This window comes from Deinococcus aquiradiocola (assembly GCF_014646915.1).
Lineage (GTDB): Bacteria > Deinococcota > Deinococci > Deinococcales > Deinococcaceae > Deinococcus > Deinococcus aquiradiocola.
Window position 1 is genome coordinate 677,877 of sequence record NZ_BMOE01000001.1, and the last position, 16,094, is coordinate 693,970.

A 16,094-nucleotide genomic window follows, 5' to 3' on the forward strand; every position below is an offset into this window, starting at 1 on the left:
GTCAAAATCTGAGTCTTTGTCTACCCCGAATTGCGGGTCAGCGGGGCTTCAGTTGTCGGTCACCAGGCGATCACACCGAGCAGTTGGCGCGTGCCGATGCTCTGCGCGTGGATGTCCGGGTGCTTGAGGGTGACTTCTGCGACGCGGTCGTACTTCCAGAACGGCAGGTAGATGTTGCAGGTGGCGACGTCCGCGATGTACGCGCCGCTGGTGGTGAAGGCGGCGCGTTGCGCGTCGGGCTGGTCGTACACCCAGCGGCGCAGTGCGGCGGGCAGGCTGGCGCGGCTGTGCTTCCGGAGGTGCAGGATGGTGGCGGCGGTGTCACCGTACCGGCGGGTGGCGTCGGTGAGGAGAGGGGCGGGCATCTGCAGCAGTCCGGCTGCGTGGTGGCACATGCGTTCGATGTGTGTGACGGCCTCTTCTCTGCTGGCGGCTTGCCGGAGGATTTCGGTTTCGATGCCGCTGCGTTCGAGGAGGACGTGCGCGAGTTCGTGCATGGGTTTGTAGCTCCAGCGGCCGGTGTACGTGTCGGGCTGGAGGGTGATGACGGTGGGGGTGCCGGGGAGGCAGCTGTTGTAGATGCCTGGGCGGACGAGGACGTCGAGGCGTGCCGCGAGTTCCCTCCAGTCCGTGACGTGTCCGAGTCCCGCGTGCGTGTGGTGGACGTAGGTGACGAAGGCGGCGGCGAGGTCGTGCATCAGTCCTTGTCGCTGATCCAGCGTGACACGGACGTGTAGTAGTCTCTCCACTCCTCTGCCGTCTGGGGGCCGACGCCGTCGAAGAAGCGGGCGCTGGAGAGTTGTTCCTGGACGCGCCGTTTGCGGAGCGCGGGGAAGGTCCGGCCGTATTTCTCCGCGGCTTCGAGGAGGCCTTCAGGAATCTCGATCTGGACCCTTGCCCTTTCGGTGCTGGGGGACACTTCTGTGGGGGTGGTGCTCTCGGTGCTTTCGATGGCCAGATCGATCCCTGTCGCTTCTTGTAATTCAAGCAGCGTCCATTTGAGGGCGCGTGCCAGGGCGACCAGGCGGGATGCGGCGATGGAACCGAGCTCAATCGTTCCTGCTTCGAGGTGACTCACGGTGCGCTGGGAGACGGCGTCACCAGTACGATCAGCGATGTCTTCTTGCGTAAGCCGACGACCTTCGAGACGACTCAGCTCTTCACGTCGTTGGCGAAGTGCGTTGAATCTGATTGGTGTCGTTGCTTTTGGCAAAGCCATCGCGTACATACCTCCCAAAATAGCCGCTTACGGCTAGTAACACAAGGCTACAGCGGGGACGATTAAGGCTCAATTCCCCCATGACTAGCCATTGACGGCTACAGAAGTACACGGCTATAATTCCGGCATGGCTGACAACCGTGTAAAGGAGGCCCGCGAAACGCGCGGACTGACACAGCCTGAACTGCATGTGGCGGCGGATATTCCGCTCAGCACACTTCAGAAGATCGAGCAGAAGCGACACTCGCCTACGCTCGACAACGCTCTGGGAATTGCGGAGGCACTCGGCGAACCCGTCGAGCGGCTTTTCGTGAGAACTTCTAGCCGTACACGGCTAAAAGGCCAGAAGGCACTACAGGAGGTCCCGTCCACTTGAACCATACCCGGCCATTCAGGATCTCGACCCTCGTGTAGCAACTGGCGGCCCAGGTCACGAAACAAAAAACCCCCGGGGTAGGAGCCGGGGGCACTCACAGAAGTTCAGGAGACACCATGAGTATGACACGTTCCACCCGCAGCGACCACGCCGACCCCTCCCCCACCCCCGACGCCAAACCCGCCCGGCGCGGCCGGCAGATCGCGCCGCTCGTCGTGCGCGACATTCACCCGGACGTCCCGGACCTCGACGCCAAGAGGCGAGCGCTCGACCTGGTCTTCCGCTCCCCCCGCCCCACGACGCAGGGAGCCGACTGATGCCCGCCCTTCCCCTCCCCCTGCAGGCCGGGCCGCTGCATCACGTGACGGTCTCCCCGGCCGCGTGCCTGCCCGGCATGGTGATCGTCACCTTCCACGCGCCCTGCCCGGAGATCACCACCGAGCACGGCACGCCCGCGCGCCTCAGCCAGACCGGCTGCGCCGCGGACGAGCTCCCCGCCTTCCTGGCCGCGCTGGAGCGGCGGCACGGCTTCCGGCTGGGCGGTGCGTGGTGAGCCGCATCGACGCCCCGGGTGACGTGCAGAGCCCCGTCACGCTGCACCCCCTGGACGCGGACCGCGCGCTGATCGGGGTGCGCCTCGCCTGTCCGGACACCGGCGCGGTCGTCACGGCCGTCCTGACGCCCGCACAGCAGCGCGCGCTGCTCGTTCACCTGCAGGCGCACCTCGACCGGCAGCCCGCCCCGGACCCGCACGCGGAACGGGTCGCGTCTCTCGCCCGCTGGCGGGACGCGCACCGGGACGGCCCTTGCCCCGACTGCGACCCCACGCCCGCCCCGTGCATCTGCGAGATCGCCGAACCCCTGATCGGCCGCACGCACACCGCGGACGAGCTGGCGTCCTTCCAGGGGCTGGACGATGCCCTGAACGGGAGGCGCTGATGACGGCCCTCCTGATCGCGGTCCTCTTGACCCTCGGCTTCTGGGCGATGTCGCACACCGGGCGGGCCGAGTGATGCGCGCGCCCCTGCCCCCTGGCGTGCCCCTGCGCGCCGCCGTCATCACGTGCGCCTTCCTGGCGTTCCGGGCGTCGTGGTGGGCCGCCGTGGACCCCGCGCACGCCCACGTCCTGCCGGTCATCCTGTGGATGCTCGCGGCCCTCGCGCTCACCGCCCTGCTGCCCACCGTGGACCGCGCCGGGGGGAGCGAATGACGCCGCTCGCCGAACGCTCCCAGACCCTGCCGCTCACCCTGCACCAGGCGCCGCAGCTCGACCGGGAACAGGTCGAACTCATCAAGCGCACCATCGCGCGCGGCGCGACCGACGACGAACTGCAGCTCTTCACCGCGCAGTGCAACCGCACCGGCCTCGACCCGTTCGCCCGCCAGATCTACGCCATCAAACGCTGGGACGCCAAGGAACGCCGTGAGGTGATGGGCGTGCAGGTCAGCATCGACGGCCTGCGCCTGATCGCCGAACGGAGCGGCAAGTACGCCGGGCAGATGGGTCCCGTGTGGTGCGGCCGGGACGGGCAGTGGCGCGAGGTGTGGCTGGACGCCGACCCGCCTGCCGCCGCGAAGGTCGGCGTGCTCCGCTCGGACTTCCGCGAACCCTTGTGGGCGACGGCCCGCTGGGACAGTTACGTGCAGACGAACCGGGACGGCGTGCCGGGCCCGATGTGGAAGAAGATGCCGGACCTGATGCTCGCCAAGGTCGCTGAGGCGCTCGCGCTGCGCAAGGCGTTCCCGCAGCACATGAGCGGCCTGTACACCGGCGAGGAACTCGCCCAGGCGGACAGTGAGCCCGCCCCGCCCGTCCCGCAGGCCAGGACGGTCGATGTGACGCGCGAGGTCGCGCACGCGAGCGGCGCCGCGCTGCGGGAGGGTGCCCCGGCGCGCGGGGAGGCCCTGCTGGCGTGGGAGGAGAAGATCGGCCGGGTCGGGACGCGCCTCACCGAGCTGGGCCTGCGGGACGAGGCGCGCGCCGTGCTGGCCGCCCACCCCGCCTGGAGGACCGACACGGCCGCCGCGGCCGCCGTGTACGCGGCCCTGCGGCAGGTCGGGGAACGGCACGCCGCGCAGACCGCCGCCCACCCCGCACCGGTGGACGCGGGCCACCTCACCCCGGACGACCTGGGGCTCAGTCAGGAGGCCGTGCAGCAGCAACCCGTGCAGGGCGAAGTGCTGATCAGCCCCGAGCGCCTCAAAGCCCTGCAGACGGCGTACGGGACGCGCCTGAAGCTGAGCGGGCCCGCGGACCGGCACGCGTTCGCGCAGTGGCTCCTGAACCTCCCCGCACCCCCCGCCAGCACCAGGCACCTTACCGAGGAACAGGCGGCGTTCCTGATGGACGCCATCGGCGGGTGGGACGACGACGCCGTCAGGCAGACCCTCACGGAGTTCCGCACGTGGCAGGGCGCGCGGGGGGCGCGCTGATGCCCGCGCTCCGCGACACCATCGCCGCGCTGTTCGGCCGGGCGGCGACCGCACCGGCGGACGCGACCGTCACGCGCGGCCTGCACCTCCGGGCGCGCGTCGTGGACGGGCAGCGGCAACTGCTGCTCAGCCGCAGGGACGCCCGCCCCAGTGACGCGGAGGTCCGCACCTGCGCGCAGCACGGGGACTTCACGACGTACGAGGTCACGGGCGGCCCGCGCTGGCAGCTCATCACGGACCTCGGGCACGCTGCCCCGCCCGCACCAGTCGCACCCACACCCGGCCGGACGTGCGGCACCTGCGCGCACGCCACGCCCACCCCGTACCCGAACGAGGTCGAGTGCACGCTCGGCTGGGACCGGCACGACGGCACCCTCCGCCCCACCCTGACCGGCACGCCCGCCTGGGTGCCCGTCCCGCAGGGGCACGGCGGCCTCCCCCTCCCCGTCCTCCACCCCGCGCACCGCTGCACGGCCGTGATCGGCGGGAACCGCCCCGGCTGGACGGCCCGACCATGAACGACATCACGCACGACACCGGCGAGATGAACGTGATCTTCGTTCACTCCAGCGTCGACGACTACCCCCTCACCCCGTACGAGTTCCGCGTGTACGGCAAGATCGCCCGCCGCGCCGGGCAGGGCATCGGCTGGCCCAGCGTCGAACAGGTCGCCGCGGAATGCCTGATGAGCGAAGACACCGCCCGTCAGGCGCTGCAGAACCTCACCACCTTCGGCCTGCTCAGCCGCCAGGAACGGCCCGGCCTGCGCCCCCACTACCGCCTGACCAGGCCCAGCACCTGGCTCTCCACGGACGCCGTGCGCGCCATTCACGCCGAACAGACCGAGAAGAGCCGCGCGAAACGGCAGGCCCGCAAGGCCAGGACAGGCCAGGAGAACCCCGGGGCCGCCCCGCGGGGTGCGGGGACCCCTCCCGACATTTCGGACCCCTCCGAAAAACAAGGGGGGGTGGTTTCTCCCACCCCTGGGAAAAACAGGGAGGGGTACCCCTCCGAAAAACACCCCCCCCACCCCTCCGAAAAACAGGGAGGCGTAAGTATATCCACCAAAGGAAATCCCAGAGAAGGAGATCCAGAGACAGGAGGCACCCCCCCGGAAGCCCGGCGGTCGGCGGCGGTCTCGGCTCCACACCACGAGCGGACCCCCCCGGCCGCTCACGCGGCCACCCCAGGCACGCCCCCTGACCAGGCTCCCCCCCACCCCACCCCGGACGGCACACCGCCCCACGCCAAAGGCACAGAACACGTTCCGCGGGCCGCGGCCGCGCCGGACGCCGCGCCGCTCCCCGACACGCCCGTCCGCCGCTACCTCCTCGGGTACTTCGGCCCGGACTTCCTCCAGACCCTCCTCGAAGAAGACCCCACCCGGCACGACTGGTTCCGCCTCCCCACCCCCACCGTCCAGGCCTGCAAGGACGACGCCGTCACCGAAGCGAACGGCAAACGCTGGAAAACGCCCCTCATCGGCCTCCTCGACGCGCAGGCCGCGCAACTCCGCCGCACCGAACGCCCCACCCACCCGGACCCCGCCCCCACGCCCGCCGCCGCCAGCATCGCCGACCAGGTCAAAGCCCGGATCGCCGCCACCCGGAGGACCGAATGACGCACGACCCCGCCCCCAAGGACGTCCTCAGCCTCGCCCGCCTCCTCACCGCCAGCCCCGCCGCCGCCCGCACCCTCCAGCGCAGCATCGAACGCCAGCAGCAGCAGCGCGACACGCAGCGCCGCGTCATCGACGCCCGCTGCCCGCACTGCCACACCGAAGGCGTCGTGTACCTCACCCTCCCCACCGGACAGTTCCGCCACCGCCGCGCCGACTGCTGCCAGCCCGCCCTCCGGGACGCCGCCGAGGCCGCCCTCCACAGCGCCATGAACCCCAACAGCCCCGCCGACTCCCGCCTCGAAGCCGCCGACCGCTACGCCGCCCTCAAGGGCGCCCTCACGCACCCCGCCCTGCGGCGCGAACTCGAAACGCACGAACACCTGCTCGCCACCAGCGACGAACGCATCCTGCCCGTCCGGCGCGGCATCGAACACAAGACCCCACTCAACTGACCGGCCCGACAGCCAGGGAGATTCCGATGACCGCGACCGCCAAGACCACCACCAGAGACACCAGACGCAAGCCCGCCCGCAAGGAAGCCCCGGCGAACGTCACGCCTTCCCCGACCACCGACCTGGCACCGATTAACTCGGCTGATTCCGCACACGCCACCCCCATCCTGGAGGGCAGCAAGGTCACCTCCGCGCCCCTGGTCAGCCTCCGCGCCAGCCCCCTCAACCCCCGCAAGGCCTTCGAGCCCGGCAGCATCGCCGAACTGGCCGAAAGCATCCTCCACAAGGGCCTGATGCAGAACCTCGTGGTCCGCCGGGGCGACCAGCCGAACACGTACGAGGTCATCGCCGGCGGCCGCCGCCTGAAGGCCCTCACGCTGCTGGCCGACGCCGGACGCATCCCCCCGCTGTTCGACGTGCCCGTCCGCCTCGCCGCCCTGACCGACCTCGAAGCCCTGCAGCTCGCCACGGCCGAGAACGTCGAGCGCCGCAGCATGAGCCCGCTGGAGGAGGCCGACGCCTTCCTGGGCATGGTGACGCTCGGCGCCACGCCCGAAGACATCGCCCTGAAGTTCGGCTTCGGGCAGAAGACCGTCGAGCAGCGCCTGCTGCTGGCCCGCGACCTGGGCGAGGAAGCGCGCGGGCTGCTGGACGCCGGGGAGATCTCCCTCGGCAACGCCCAGATCATCGCCCACACGAAAGGCCCGATGCGCAGGCACCTGATCGGCGCGGCACTCCGGGGAGCGAAGCCGGAAGGCCTGCGGACCCTGATCAGGGAAGGCAGCTTCCTCGTCGCGCACGCCAGATTCGACGTGCCCTCCTCCGGCCTGGAAGTCGTTGAGGACCTGTTCGGTGAGGTGCCGCCCCGCTTCGCCGACCCGGGTGCGGCGCTGGCCCTTCAGCTCGACTGGGTCAACGCCCGGGCCGACAAACTGCGCGCCAGAGGGAAGCACCACTTCGTGGAGGTCGAGACCAGCCAGTCGGCGCACGGCTCTGCCCTGTCCGCAGGCTGGCCGGACTACACCGCCCACTCCGGTTACAGGGACCTGCAGGGCACCGTGTTCAAGGTCAGCACCGTGACCGGAGAGGTGCGGGAGAACAGCGGCGTGGTCCGGAAGGCCGACGAGGCGGCCCGTGAACGCGCGGAGAGCGCGGCGAGGAAGGCCGCCACGGCCAGCGAGGCGACCGGCAGCAGCGGCGGCGCCATCCGCAAGTCCGGCTGGATCGACGGGCACGCCGCCCGCGCGGCCAGCCTCCGCACCGCCCTGGTCGGCGACCACAAACGCGGCGTGGCCCTCACGCTGCTCGGCATGCTCGGCGGGAGCGCCAGCAAACTCCGTGTCGACTGGAGCAGCGTCGAGGTGCTGGACGTCCCCGCCGTGCGCGAGCGACTCCAGGCCCTGGACGAACGGCTCGGCGGCCTGCTCGGCGTGAAGCAGCCCGGCGACAGGTACGCCCGCTGCCCCGTTCAGGGCGACCGGTTCAGCGGGAACTGGCGGGACCGCGACAGCAGGGAGTTCGCGTTCTACACGGCCCTGATGACCCTGGAGCTGGGCGAACTGCTCGACCTGCAGGGCATCCTGACCGCCTGCACGCTCGCCAACTGGAACATCTACCAGCCGGAAGGACCCGTGGCGGAATTCGTCACCCGGCTCGGGCACGACGTCCAGGCCCGCCCCGCGCTGCGGCTCACCGACGCGCACCTGAAGGCGTACACCCGCGACCGCCTGATCGAACTCGCGGGGGACGCCGGACTCGACCACGAAGGCATGGCGAAGCTCGGCACGTCGAAGCTCATCCGTGAAGCGATCCTCGCGCACGCGGACGCACTGTTCGAGCAGGGCTACGTCCCGGCGATCGCCCGCTTCCCCGAGGCCCTGCCGCCCCTCCTGGCCGCCGAGGCCGCTCCAGTCATCGCCTCAGACGAAGACGGCGAGGGCGACGAGGACCCGGGCGAAGACGACACCGGGACCGAGGACTGATCACGTTCGGGGCGGCCGCCGTGCCGTCCCGCTGGAGACCCCATGAAGAAGACCCTGAACGTCCAGATCGACGCGATCAAGCACGAACTCAACCGGGAAGGCGACCTGATGACCACCCTGCACCTCGAACTGCCGAGCGGCACCGACCTGAAACACGTCCAGCGCGCGCACCGCGTCGCCCGGCGCAGGGAAGCCGGAAGCGAGGTGGCCCGCTTCACCCTGCGGATCCTGGACAGGAGCGGCAAACGCACCTGGAACCTCACGAGCAGGGGCAGCAAGACAAAGGACTACAAGGTGGTCGCCGTCTGCGAACTGGACTTCAACGCCAACCACCGCTTCGAGCAGCACCTCGGCGCCTGGGCCCTCGACCAGGCCACGCTGGAACTCGACGTCATCATCGAGGGCCCGCAGGGGCCACTGCTCGCCCCACCGGACGCCGACGACGACCGCGACGGCAACGGAGTGCAGGCCTGATGCAGATCTTCAAGGGAGGATTCCACCGCTGGGAGTGCCCCTGCGGCCGCCTCTACACCTTCTCCTGGTGCGAGAACGGCACCGCCGTGTACGTCTGGAAGTCCACCGTCTGGCGTGACGTCCGGGTCGGCTTCCACCCCTCCCACGACATGACCACCTGGCGCTGCATCTGCAACCGGATGTGGCAGGAAGAAACCCCCGGCCGCGGCGACTACGCCACGGGGACACGGTGACCCGCGAGGACACGGGGGCCCGCCCCGCCGGGCCGGAGCGCGTGACCACCCACGCCCTGGTGTTCGAGGACCTCACCCCGGAGGAACGCGGCCGCCGCGAGGAACTCGTCGAGATCATCGTGGTGGGCGAGGTGGCCAGCCTGCGGTCCGGGAAGGCGCTGCGCGAGGTGCGCGACCGCCGCCTGTACCGCGAGACGCACACGAACCTCGAAGCCTGGGCGCACGACGCGTGCCGCCTCAGCCGCGCCCGCGTCTACCAGCTGATCGAGTTCGCGGACGTGCACGAGGCCGCCGCCGACCAGGGCATCGAGGTCAGCAACGAACGCATGGCCCGCGCGCTCGGCGTCATCTCCCCCGAACACTACGGGCTCGTCGTGGCCGTCACCCAGGCCGCGACCGGCAAGGACCGCCCCAGCAACGCGGACCTCCAGGCGGTCGGCGAGGTCGTGCGCGACATGGCGGCCGGAATGGTCGAACACCCCGACACGCGCGAACCCATGCCGTTCGCCGACCTGCCGCCCGAACGGAAGGCCGAGGCCGTCACGCGCGCCGTGCAGGCAGGCAGCCGCGACCGCCGGGACTTCCAGGGGACCGACGACGTGAAGCCCATGGAGTACCTCAGCGGCCTGCAGCAGATGGGCGTGACGGGCGCCCTCCGCTTCGGCCCGCCCGGGTACTGGCTCGAAGTGATGGACGCCAGCACCGGCGAACTCCTCGAAGGCCCCCCGGCAGCCACGGTGTGGGACGCGCCGCGCGCCTGGCGCCGCCGTCACGAAAGCGAACTCGACCGCCCGGGGGACGCGTGACGCTCCCCCACGCCAGCGAGGCCATGATCGAGGCGGCCGTCTGCGACCTCTTCACCCGCGCGGGCTGGTACGCCCTGAAGACCGACGCCGCCCAGGTCACGCGCGGCGCCCGGCACGCCCGCCCCGCGCGCGGCACCATCGACGTCGGCTTCCCCGACCGGGTGTTCCTGCTGTCCCTCCCGGGCTCCCCCCTGTGCCTCGCAGCGCTCGTGGAACTGAAGACCGCGACGGGCCGCGTCCGCGCCAGCCAGGTCGCCCGGCACGCCGAACTGCGCGACCGGTACGGCCTGAAGCCGCAGATCGTCCGGGACGCCAGGCAAGCCGAGCACCTGATCCACGAAGGCCTCCGCCTGCGGCGCCTCCTCAAGGGACAAAGATGAAACGCGAACGCCTGAACACCCCGACCTACACCCTCACCCCCTGCGAACCGTGGAGGCGTCCTGAACGATCAACGCAGGTAAAGCACGTCTGCCGCCTGACGGATCGTGAACACCCCAAGGAGGCCCAACTGTTCTGGCGACGCCGGCCAACACACTGGACCCAGAAACGAGAGCAGCGCATCGTTCTTCCAGATTTCGATCACGTGCTGCTCCCCCTCAAACGGTTCGGGGTGCACCTTCCCCGTCACACGGTCTCGCCACCTCATCACACACCCGCAACGTGCAAGGACGTGCCACAGCTCCTGATCCTGTTTCGGCAGAGCGTCTGTCCATGGCATCTCCCGAAGTATAAGCGGCGACTTCCAGCGGCCCGTCAAGACAACGACGAAGGATCCCTCGGGGTGCACGGCATCTTCCGAAAAGATGTGGAACGACGGGAAAAAAGAAAAGCGGAGGCTTGCCGCCCCCGCCCTCTCCGCGCTTCACCGACGTTACATGCTCATGGTCGGCAGGCCCTTCGCCATGTCGAGGTGCATCTTCACCGTCGGCAGGGCCGCCTTGATGACCATCTTCAGGCCCGCGTTCGCGTCCGCCGCCATCGCGTACTTCTGGAACAGCGCGTACGTCTCGGCGTGGCTCGCCACCATGTCCTTCTTGTACAGCGTATCGAAGTTCTTGCCCGATGCCTTCAGCGCGTCCAGCATCTTCTGCTGCGCCGGCGACACCTTCGCGGGCACCATCATCTTCGGGTCCGCCTTCATCACGGCCGCCTTCACCTGCGCGCCCAGCTTGGTGTGGTCGGTGATCATCTTGGCGGCATAACTCTTCACCTTGGCGTCCATGCTCATGGTCTCTGCCATCTTGGCGGCCTCCAGTTCGAACTGGTTGCCCATCGCGGCCTTGGGGACGAAGGCCTCGTCGGTGGTGGTGAGCATCATGGCGGCGGAGGCAGTGGTGCCGATCACGAGTGCGGTCAGAACAAGTGCGTTTTTCATGCCGTGAGTCTCCCGCCTGCACCTTTCTTCGCCGTGAGCAGAATGCCAACCCGTGTACCGGAAGCCTTCAGGCACCCAACACTTCACGGCACAACTCACAGTTCCCTCCCTGATGTGGCCATCCCAGTCAAGAGCCAGCAAACGGAGCAGCAGCGGTGAGCGCCACCCCCAGGGAACGCCGCACGCACCGGAAGGCGGTGGAGGAGCGCGTCACGCGGCAGCGGCTCGCCAGGGAACGGGAGGCCAGAGAGGCCGAGATCCGCACGGAAGACATGTTCGAACGGGACCGAGAACTGGCCCGCATCACGATCAGCGTGTATGGCCAGCTGCCACTCAGCCCGCCCTTCTACCTGCGCCACATCGGGCTCGAAGACGTCACGCGAGGCAGCACCGCACGGCAGCCGAGTCTGCCACTTCCGCCCGTCCTCAGCACCAGGAGGAAGCCGTGACCCTCAATCCCGCCGCAAAACATGCTGCTGAATGGCCTGCTTCTCGATCACGGCCTGAACGACCGTCAACGCCTCGAAATTCAGTGGTTGCGGTAAAGGACCCACGAAATCCAGCAGTCGCCCATGCCGCCAGATCTCCAGCCACGCCATCCCTGACTCCAACGGCTCCGGACTGGACGCATGGTTGTCCGGAACACGCCACACGAACTGACACCCGTGCTCCTGGAGAGCGTCAATCCGTGCCTGAAACTCAGGGTCGAATATAGAAAGCCAATCTTGCATGTCGTCAGAGTATAGAAGCTCTCACATTCTTGTATCAGTACATAAACATCCCAACTTCATAATCCACCGAGCAACTCTTCACACCACTGCCAGGCCATTCATCCGGTCGTCTCACTTCACCACTGGAGGTTTGTGATCACCCCTCAGTGTGCAGGGATCTGCAGAATCCCCCCGGCCTGTAAGACCAGCAGACTCCCCACCCGATCAAGCGTCTCTTCCGGCACTGGACATGCAATCGGCCCGGTGAACGACAACACCCTGCCGTCCTCAGTCCTCTGGATCGTCAACCACGCCGTCCCGTCCGCCAACGGCGTGAAGGAGTGCACGTCCCGACCACGCTCATGCCAGACGAACCGGTAGCCCTGCCTTTCCAAGACATTCAGGGTGCGCTGCGCCGATTTGGAGAGAACCGAAGTCCAGGGATCCATGCGTCAGCGTACGCGTCACCCGCCAGGAAGCACATTCACTCGACACCCACCGTTCCAGGGTCGTTCCTTTACAAGGCCGGCACTCGCAGACGCTAAGAATCCTTAACCACTATTCCCAGGAGCTGACCTTGACTGCCAGTTTCATCCCGGAGGCCCGACCCATGCCACGTCACCGCGACACCTCGCGCCCCCAGCTGTCCGCTCCAAAACCAGCAGCCAGCCAGCCCATGACTGCCCGCGAGTACGCCGAGGCCTGGTACCAGTGTCTGCGCGAACCGGAAACCCACGTGCAACCTGTCATCATCAGCACAGGAACAGGCCACGGCACCTTCGTGGCCGACCTGGACGTGGGCAACTGGCGGTCCGGCGGCGGCCAGACCTACGTCCGGACGCCTGCAGGGTTCCGGGATGAACGTGCCATCGGGCGGGCCGTGTACGACATGCTCCAGTCCAAGCGGCCGGACGATGTGCTGTACGGCAAACTGCTGGGCCGCGTCATCACTGGGATAAGCGTGGCGAGCCTTCTCCGGTCGGGCAGCTCCTGGCATCAGAACCGTGAGTCAGCCATCCGTTACGGCCTTGCCTGCCTGACGCTGGCCGTGCAACTGGATGATCCGGAGGCCGAGAAACCGCTTGCTGAACTTCGAAAGGAACTTGCAGCATTTGTCAGATCGTGAGATGATTTCACTAGAGTTCCACACGAGTCAAAACTTCAAGCGCCCACCGGCAACGGGGGCGCTTTTCCGTACACGCGCGTGTCAAAGATCAGTCAGAGCGGTGGAGATAAACTTGAAGTATGCCCCTCAGCAACATCGTGATGAGTACGCAGGTGTTCCACAGCCTCGCTGAACTCCGCACGGTCATCGAAAGCCACCAAGCCTGGGGGATGTCGCTCGACGAGTTCAAACGAAAGTTCGGAACGCGGGAGGAGGGAGGCATCACGTACGCCACACGGTTCGAGTGGGGCAGCACCGCATCCACCCTGCAAGACATGTGGGAGATCGTGCAGTACATTCACAGGTTTTACGGGTCCGTGGAGAACTGAGGGCACAGCAGCTTCATGAAACTTTCCCCGGTTGAACTTCGAAAGGCGCACGGTCTAGCCTGAAAGTAACGCTCTTCACACGTGTCCCCCAGGACGAGTCGAAGAGCGGGGCACGGACACTGACCTATCGCCTGCCTCCCAAGCCGCAACACCCTTGCCGCTCCCCCCAGGCGAAAACCGTCGATCTGGACCCACCGACCCCCACGCTCCCCACGTGGGGGTCAATTCATGCATCGCCAGTGAGGCCATTGTCGAATAAGAGCTTGACAAGACCAGTCAGAAATCGGCTCGGTCGTTCTACCATTAAGAAATCCACCCAAAGCTATGCTGTTGGCATTCGACAACTCAACACGGCACTGCACTATACATTTAGGCATGACTCAACACCCAGACTACCCGGCCGAACCGCGGACCTACTTAGAAGCAGTCAAGACATACGTTCTTGCGGCACTGCCTGAGGTGCCTCAGGGAACTTGGGAGGTGTACAGCGACATCAACACCGAGACGATTACGTTCCGCTTCGCAGATCGTTCAAGTGCACCCTTCAAAGGGGTTGATGTTTGGATGGACATTGCTGATATCGCCACTAAATCATTGCAGCTGGTAGGACAGCTGGCCGGAGAAGTCTTTATCGAACTGTTCAAACAGCCGCTGCCCACAAAAGCACCAGGCGCAGCTTATGAAACGTACTTTGCTTGACATTCACTCCCCAGATATTGGCCCGCTCCGGCGGGCTTTTTTCATGCCCGGACACGCTGCCTCACGCGAATCCACGTGTCCACCCGGGTAGACACGCGCAGGAGACCCGATGCACATCCTCAACCAGAAGCACGAACAGGTCCCCGTTCACCGCCTCACGCCCCACCCCCGCAACCCCAACGTCGGCAACGTCGAAGCCATCCAGGCCAGCATCGACGAGAACGGCTGGTACGGCGCCATCATCGCCCAGAAAAGCACCGGGCACATCCTCGTCGGGCACCACCGCTACCAGGCCGCCGTGCAGGCCGGCGCCGACAAGGTCCCCGTCTTCTGGATCGACGTCGACGACACCCGCGCCCTCAAAATCCTCCTCGCCGACAACAAGACCGCCGAACTCGCCACCCGGGACGACGACCTCCTCGCCCAGGTCCTCCGGGAGCTCGCCGAAGGGGACGCCGGCCTGCACGGCACCGGGTACGACACCAGCGACCTCGACCTGCTGCTCGCCCGGACGAGCGACGACCTGCCCGACAGCTTCAAGGCCCTCGACGAGAGCATCGCCCGGACGGTCAGGACCGTGACCTGCCCGTCCTGCAGCCACGAGTTCCCCGCATGACCTACGCCGACACGCTCGCGCGGGCCGCCCTCGACGCCCAGGCACCGCGCCGCCCGGACGCCCCCACCGTCATCAGCACCTTCGCCGGACGCGGCGGGTCCAGCACCGGCTACCACATGGCCGGGTACCGCGAACTGCTCGCCGTCGAATGGGACGACCACGCCGTCGCCACCCTCCGCCTCAACTACCCCCACCTCGACGTCTGGCAGGGCGACATCGCGCAGCTCACCGTGCCCGACGTGCTCACCCGGACAGGCCTGCAGGTCGGCGAACTCGACCTGTTCGACGGCTCCCCCCCCTGCCAGGGCTTCAGCACCGCCGGACGCCGCGCCATGGACGACCCCCGCAACCAGCTCTTCCGCGAGTACACCCGCCTCCTGCGCGGCCTCATGCCCAGAACGTTCGTCATGGAGAACGTCACCGGCCTCGCCAAAGGCAAGATGAAAACCGTCTTCGCCGAGATCCTCCAGGAACTCAAAGCCTGCGGTTACCAGGTCACCGCGGGCGTCGTGAACGCCGCCTACCTCGGCGTGCCCCAGGCCCGCGAACGCGTGATCTTCATCGGCTGCCGCGAAGACCTCGGCCTCACCCCCACCCTCCCCACCCCACAGACCCGCTTCATCGCGGCTGCCCAGGCCCTCGCGGACCTCCCCGACCGCCCCACCGGCCCCGGCCTGATGACTACCCGGAAATGGATCAATGTCTGGGCCAGAGTGACGCCAGGACAGGACTTCGCCAGCATCCACCCCAGAGGGAACCTCTTCAACTACCTGAAGCTCAGCCCCGACCGCCCCGTCGGCACCATCACCAAAACCATCACCACCGGCAACGGCGGCCCCGGCATCTACCACTGGAAGTACCCGCGCCTCCTGAACATCGACGAACTCACCCGCCTCGGCAGCTTCCCCGACACCTACCGCTGGCCCGGCGACCCCACCAACGACCAGAAAGACCACATGCAGGCCTGGGCGGGGATCGGCAACGCCGTTCCCCCACTCATGGCCAGAGCCATTGGCCTGCACATCCAGAGCACACTACTTCGGACTCGAAACCGATACGCGTATTCAATCGACCTATCGACTGATACTGCATCAGATTCCTGAGTTACTGAACAGAAGGATGGACATACATCAGGTATTCCAGGTCCTTAGGGTCAACGTTAGGGTCAACGGAGCGAACTGCATCCAGCTTAACTTCAATCAATCTTTCGCCCGTGACGTCAAAACACCTCATCACAAGTTTAGGGGAGTTACTTCCAGCTATAAAGCTAAACTGGTCGCGAATATGCCTATCCGAGTGTGCGATTCTCATAGCCCACTTGCCTGCGGCACTGCCAACAGGAATTAGCTGGGACTCTCCAGGAGAAATGAGAACTTCCTTGTCCAGCGGCACATGTATTTGAAGGCCAAGTTGCGCCACTTGCTCCGTAGTCATCTCCTCTGGCAGAAAGAACCAACTTTTTACCAAAACATAAGAGGGACCCAGGTTTAGCACGTCGACGTCTACTACCCAAGCGCTCATTCGTGACCGCTTGACATCTGCGCGAACAACGATTTGACCACTGCTGCCGATGACCACCGACTCAGCTTGTCCTGTCATGGACA

General features: G+C 67.0%; 26 protein-coding genes. 20 read left to right on the plus strand and 6 right to left on the minus strand.

The features are described 5' to 3' along the window. Positions 1 to 59 precede the first annotated feature (59 nt). Together IEY33_RS03115 and IEY33_RS03120 are read right to left on the minus strand one after the other, a co-directional pair. Positions 60 to 698, minus strand: coding sequence for an ImmA/IrrE family metallo-endopeptidase (locus IEY33_RS03115; RefSeq protein WP_188960724.1), 639 nt, complete (start codon positions 696 to 698; stop codon positions 60 to 62). Then, entirely contained in the window at positions 698 to 1,228 is a 531-nt protein-coding gene (locus tag IEY33_RS03120) for a helix-turn-helix transcriptional regulator (protein WP_188960725.1), read from the minus strand. The genes IEY33_RS03115 and IEY33_RS03120 overlap by 1 nt, the downstream gene beginning before the upstream one ends. Before the next feature lie 118 nt (positions 1,229 to 1,346). On the opposite strand from IEY33_RS03120, the gene IEY33_RS03125 reads away from it, so the two are divergent. From IEY33_RS03125 to IEY33_RS03190, 14 genes are all read left to right on the plus strand, one after another. Continuing rightward, entirely contained in the window at positions 1,347 to 1,595 is a 249-nt protein-coding gene (locus IEY33_RS03125) for a helix-turn-helix transcriptional regulator (protein WP_188960726.1), read from the plus strand. Between the two features lie 116 nt (positions 1,596 to 1,711). Continuing rightward, complete coding sequence (locus tag IEY33_RS03130) at positions 1,712 to 1,912, plus strand: hypothetical protein (RefSeq protein ID WP_188960727.1); 201 nt, start codon at positions 1,712 to 1,714, stop codon at positions 1,910 to 1,912. Beyond that, positions 1,912 to 2,148 carry a hypothetical protein gene (locus IEY33_RS03135; RefSeq protein WP_188960728.1) on the plus strand — a complete coding sequence of 79 codons (237 nt, stop codon included), beginning with the start codon at positions 1,912 to 1,914 and terminating at the stop codon, positions 2,146 to 2,148. The genes IEY33_RS03130 and IEY33_RS03135 overlap by 1 nt, the downstream gene beginning before the upstream one ends. Then, the gene (locus tag IEY33_RS03140; RefSeq protein ID WP_188960729.1) at positions 2,145 to 2,534 is read left to right on the plus strand and encodes a hypothetical protein; all 390 of its coding nucleotides are present in this window, start codon (positions 2,145 to 2,147) and stop codon (positions 2,532 to 2,534) included. Before IEY33_RS03135 ends, IEY33_RS03140 begins: the two co-directional genes overlap by 4 nt. Positions 2,535 to 2,607: 73 nt before the next feature. After that, complete coding sequence (locus IEY33_RS03145) at positions 2,608 to 2,805, plus strand: hypothetical protein (protein WP_188960730.1); 198 nt, start codon at positions 2,608 to 2,610, stop codon at positions 2,803 to 2,805. Continuing rightward, complete coding sequence (bet, locus tag IEY33_RS03150) at positions 2,802 to 4,028, plus strand: phage recombination protein Bet (protein ID WP_188960731.1); 1,227 nt, start codon at positions 2,802 to 2,804, stop codon at positions 4,026 to 4,028. The genes IEY33_RS03145 and bet overlap by 4 nt, the downstream gene beginning before the upstream one ends. Next, on the plus strand, positions 4,028 to 4,546 hold the full coding sequence (locus tag IEY33_RS03155) for a hypothetical protein (RefSeq protein WP_188960732.1): 519 nt from the start codon (positions 4,028 to 4,030) through the stop codon (positions 4,544 to 4,546). Before bet ends, IEY33_RS03155 begins: the two co-directional genes overlap by 1 nt. Next, positions 4,543 to 5,649 carry a helix-turn-helix domain-containing protein gene (locus tag IEY33_RS03160; protein ID WP_188960733.1) on the plus strand — a complete coding sequence of 369 codons (1,107 nt, stop codon included), beginning with the start codon at positions 4,543 to 4,545 and terminating at the stop codon, positions 5,647 to 5,649. The genes IEY33_RS03155 and IEY33_RS03160 overlap by 4 nt, the downstream gene beginning before the upstream one ends. Further along, complete coding sequence (locus IEY33_RS03165; protein ID WP_188960734.1) at positions 5,646 to 6,101, plus strand: hypothetical protein; 456 nt, start codon at positions 5,646 to 5,648, stop codon at positions 6,099 to 6,101. Before IEY33_RS03160 ends, IEY33_RS03165 begins: the two co-directional genes overlap by 4 nt. 26 nt (positions 6,102 to 6,127) lie before the next feature. Beyond that, complete coding sequence (locus IEY33_RS03170) at positions 6,128 to 8,083, plus strand: ParB/RepB/Spo0J family partition protein (RefSeq protein WP_188960735.1); 1,956 nt, start codon at positions 6,128 to 6,130, stop codon at positions 8,081 to 8,083. Positions 8,084 to 8,125: 42 nt separating this feature from the next. After that, positions 8,126 to 8,557, plus strand: a complete 432-nt coding sequence (locus IEY33_RS03175; RefSeq protein ID WP_188960736.1) for a hypothetical protein — start codon at positions 8,126 to 8,128, stop codon at positions 8,555 to 8,557. Continuing rightward, a complete protein-coding gene (locus tag IEY33_RS03180; RefSeq protein WP_188960737.1) occupies positions 8,557 to 8,790 on the plus strand; it encodes a hypothetical protein in 234 nt (77 codons plus the stop codon). The genes IEY33_RS03175 and IEY33_RS03180 overlap by 1 nt, the downstream gene beginning before the upstream one ends. 41 nt (positions 8,791 to 8,831) lie before the next feature. Continuing rightward, a complete protein-coding gene (locus tag IEY33_RS03185) occupies positions 8,832 to 9,596 on the plus strand; it encodes a hypothetical protein (protein ID WP_188960738.1) in 765 nt (254 codons plus the stop codon). Next, entirely contained in the window at positions 9,593 to 9,976 is a 384-nt protein-coding gene (locus tag IEY33_RS03190; protein WP_229670710.1) for a hypothetical protein, read from the plus strand. The genes IEY33_RS03185 and IEY33_RS03190 overlap by 4 nt, the downstream gene beginning before the upstream one ends. A 491-nt stretch (positions 9,977 to 10,467) precedes the next feature. On the opposite strand, the gene IEY33_RS03195 is transcribed toward IEY33_RS03190, so the two are convergent. After that, positions 10,468 to 10,971 (minus strand): DUF4142 domain-containing protein, encoded by a 504-nt coding sequence (locus IEY33_RS03195; protein ID WP_188960739.1) that lies wholly within the window; start codon positions 10,969 to 10,971, stop codon positions 10,468 to 10,470. Between the two features lie 155 nt (positions 10,972 to 11,126). Between IEY33_RS03195 and IEY33_RS03200 the strand changes: the two genes are divergently transcribed. Next, positions 11,127 to 11,420 carry a hypothetical protein gene (locus IEY33_RS03200; protein ID WP_188960740.1) on the plus strand — a complete coding sequence of 98 codons (294 nt, stop codon included), beginning with the start codon at positions 11,127 to 11,129 and terminating at the stop codon, positions 11,418 to 11,420. A 3-nt stretch (positions 11,421 to 11,423) separates the two neighbouring features. Here the strand turns inward: IEY33_RS03200 and IEY33_RS03205 are convergent, their stop codons facing one another. After that, positions 11,424 to 11,702, minus strand: a complete 279-nt coding sequence (locus IEY33_RS03205) for a hypothetical protein (RefSeq protein ID WP_188960741.1) — start codon at positions 11,700 to 11,702, stop codon at positions 11,424 to 11,426. 143 nt (positions 11,703 to 11,845) lie between these two features. Beyond that, positions 11,846 to 12,130 carry a hypothetical protein gene (locus IEY33_RS03210; RefSeq protein ID WP_188960742.1) on the minus strand — a complete coding sequence of 95 codons (285 nt, stop codon included), beginning with the start codon at positions 12,128 to 12,130 and terminating at the stop codon, positions 11,846 to 11,848. Between the two features lie 227 nt (positions 12,131 to 12,357). Between IEY33_RS03210 and IEY33_RS03215 the strand changes: the two genes are divergently transcribed. From IEY33_RS03215 to IEY33_RS03235, 5 genes are all read left to right on the plus strand, one after another. Next, positions 12,358 to 12,807 (plus strand): hypothetical protein, encoded by a 450-nt coding sequence (locus tag IEY33_RS03215; protein WP_188960743.1) that lies wholly within the window; start codon positions 12,358 to 12,360, stop codon positions 12,805 to 12,807. A gap of 119 nt (positions 12,808 to 12,926) precedes the next feature. Continuing rightward, positions 12,927 to 13,175: a hypothetical protein gene (locus IEY33_RS03220; protein ID WP_188960744.1), complete on the plus strand. Its 249-nt coding sequence runs from the start codon at positions 12,927 to 12,929 to the stop codon at positions 13,173 to 13,175. A 375-nt stretch (positions 13,176 to 13,550) separates the two neighbouring features. Beyond that, the gene (locus tag IEY33_RS03225) at positions 13,551 to 13,874 is read left to right on the plus strand and encodes a hypothetical protein (protein WP_188960745.1); all 324 of its coding nucleotides are present in this window, start codon (positions 13,551 to 13,553) and stop codon (positions 13,872 to 13,874) included. A 109-nt stretch (positions 13,875 to 13,983) separates the two neighbouring features. Next, a complete protein-coding gene (locus tag IEY33_RS03230; RefSeq protein ID WP_188960746.1) occupies positions 13,984 to 14,490 on the plus strand; it encodes a ParB N-terminal domain-containing protein in 507 nt (168 codons plus the stop codon). Then, complete coding sequence (locus IEY33_RS03235) at positions 14,487 to 15,593, plus strand: DNA cytosine methyltransferase (protein WP_188960747.1); 1,107 nt, start codon at positions 14,487 to 14,489, stop codon at positions 15,591 to 15,593. The genes IEY33_RS03230 and IEY33_RS03235 overlap by 4 nt, the downstream gene beginning before the upstream one ends. 1 nt (position 15,594) lies before the next feature. Here the strand turns inward: IEY33_RS03235 and IEY33_RS03240 are convergent, their stop codons facing one another. Next, on the minus strand, positions 15,595 to 16,089 hold the full coding sequence (locus IEY33_RS03240) for a hypothetical protein (RefSeq protein WP_188960748.1): 495 nt from the start codon (positions 16,087 to 16,089) through the stop codon (positions 15,595 to 15,597). Positions 16,090 to 16,094 lie beyond the last annotated feature (5 nt).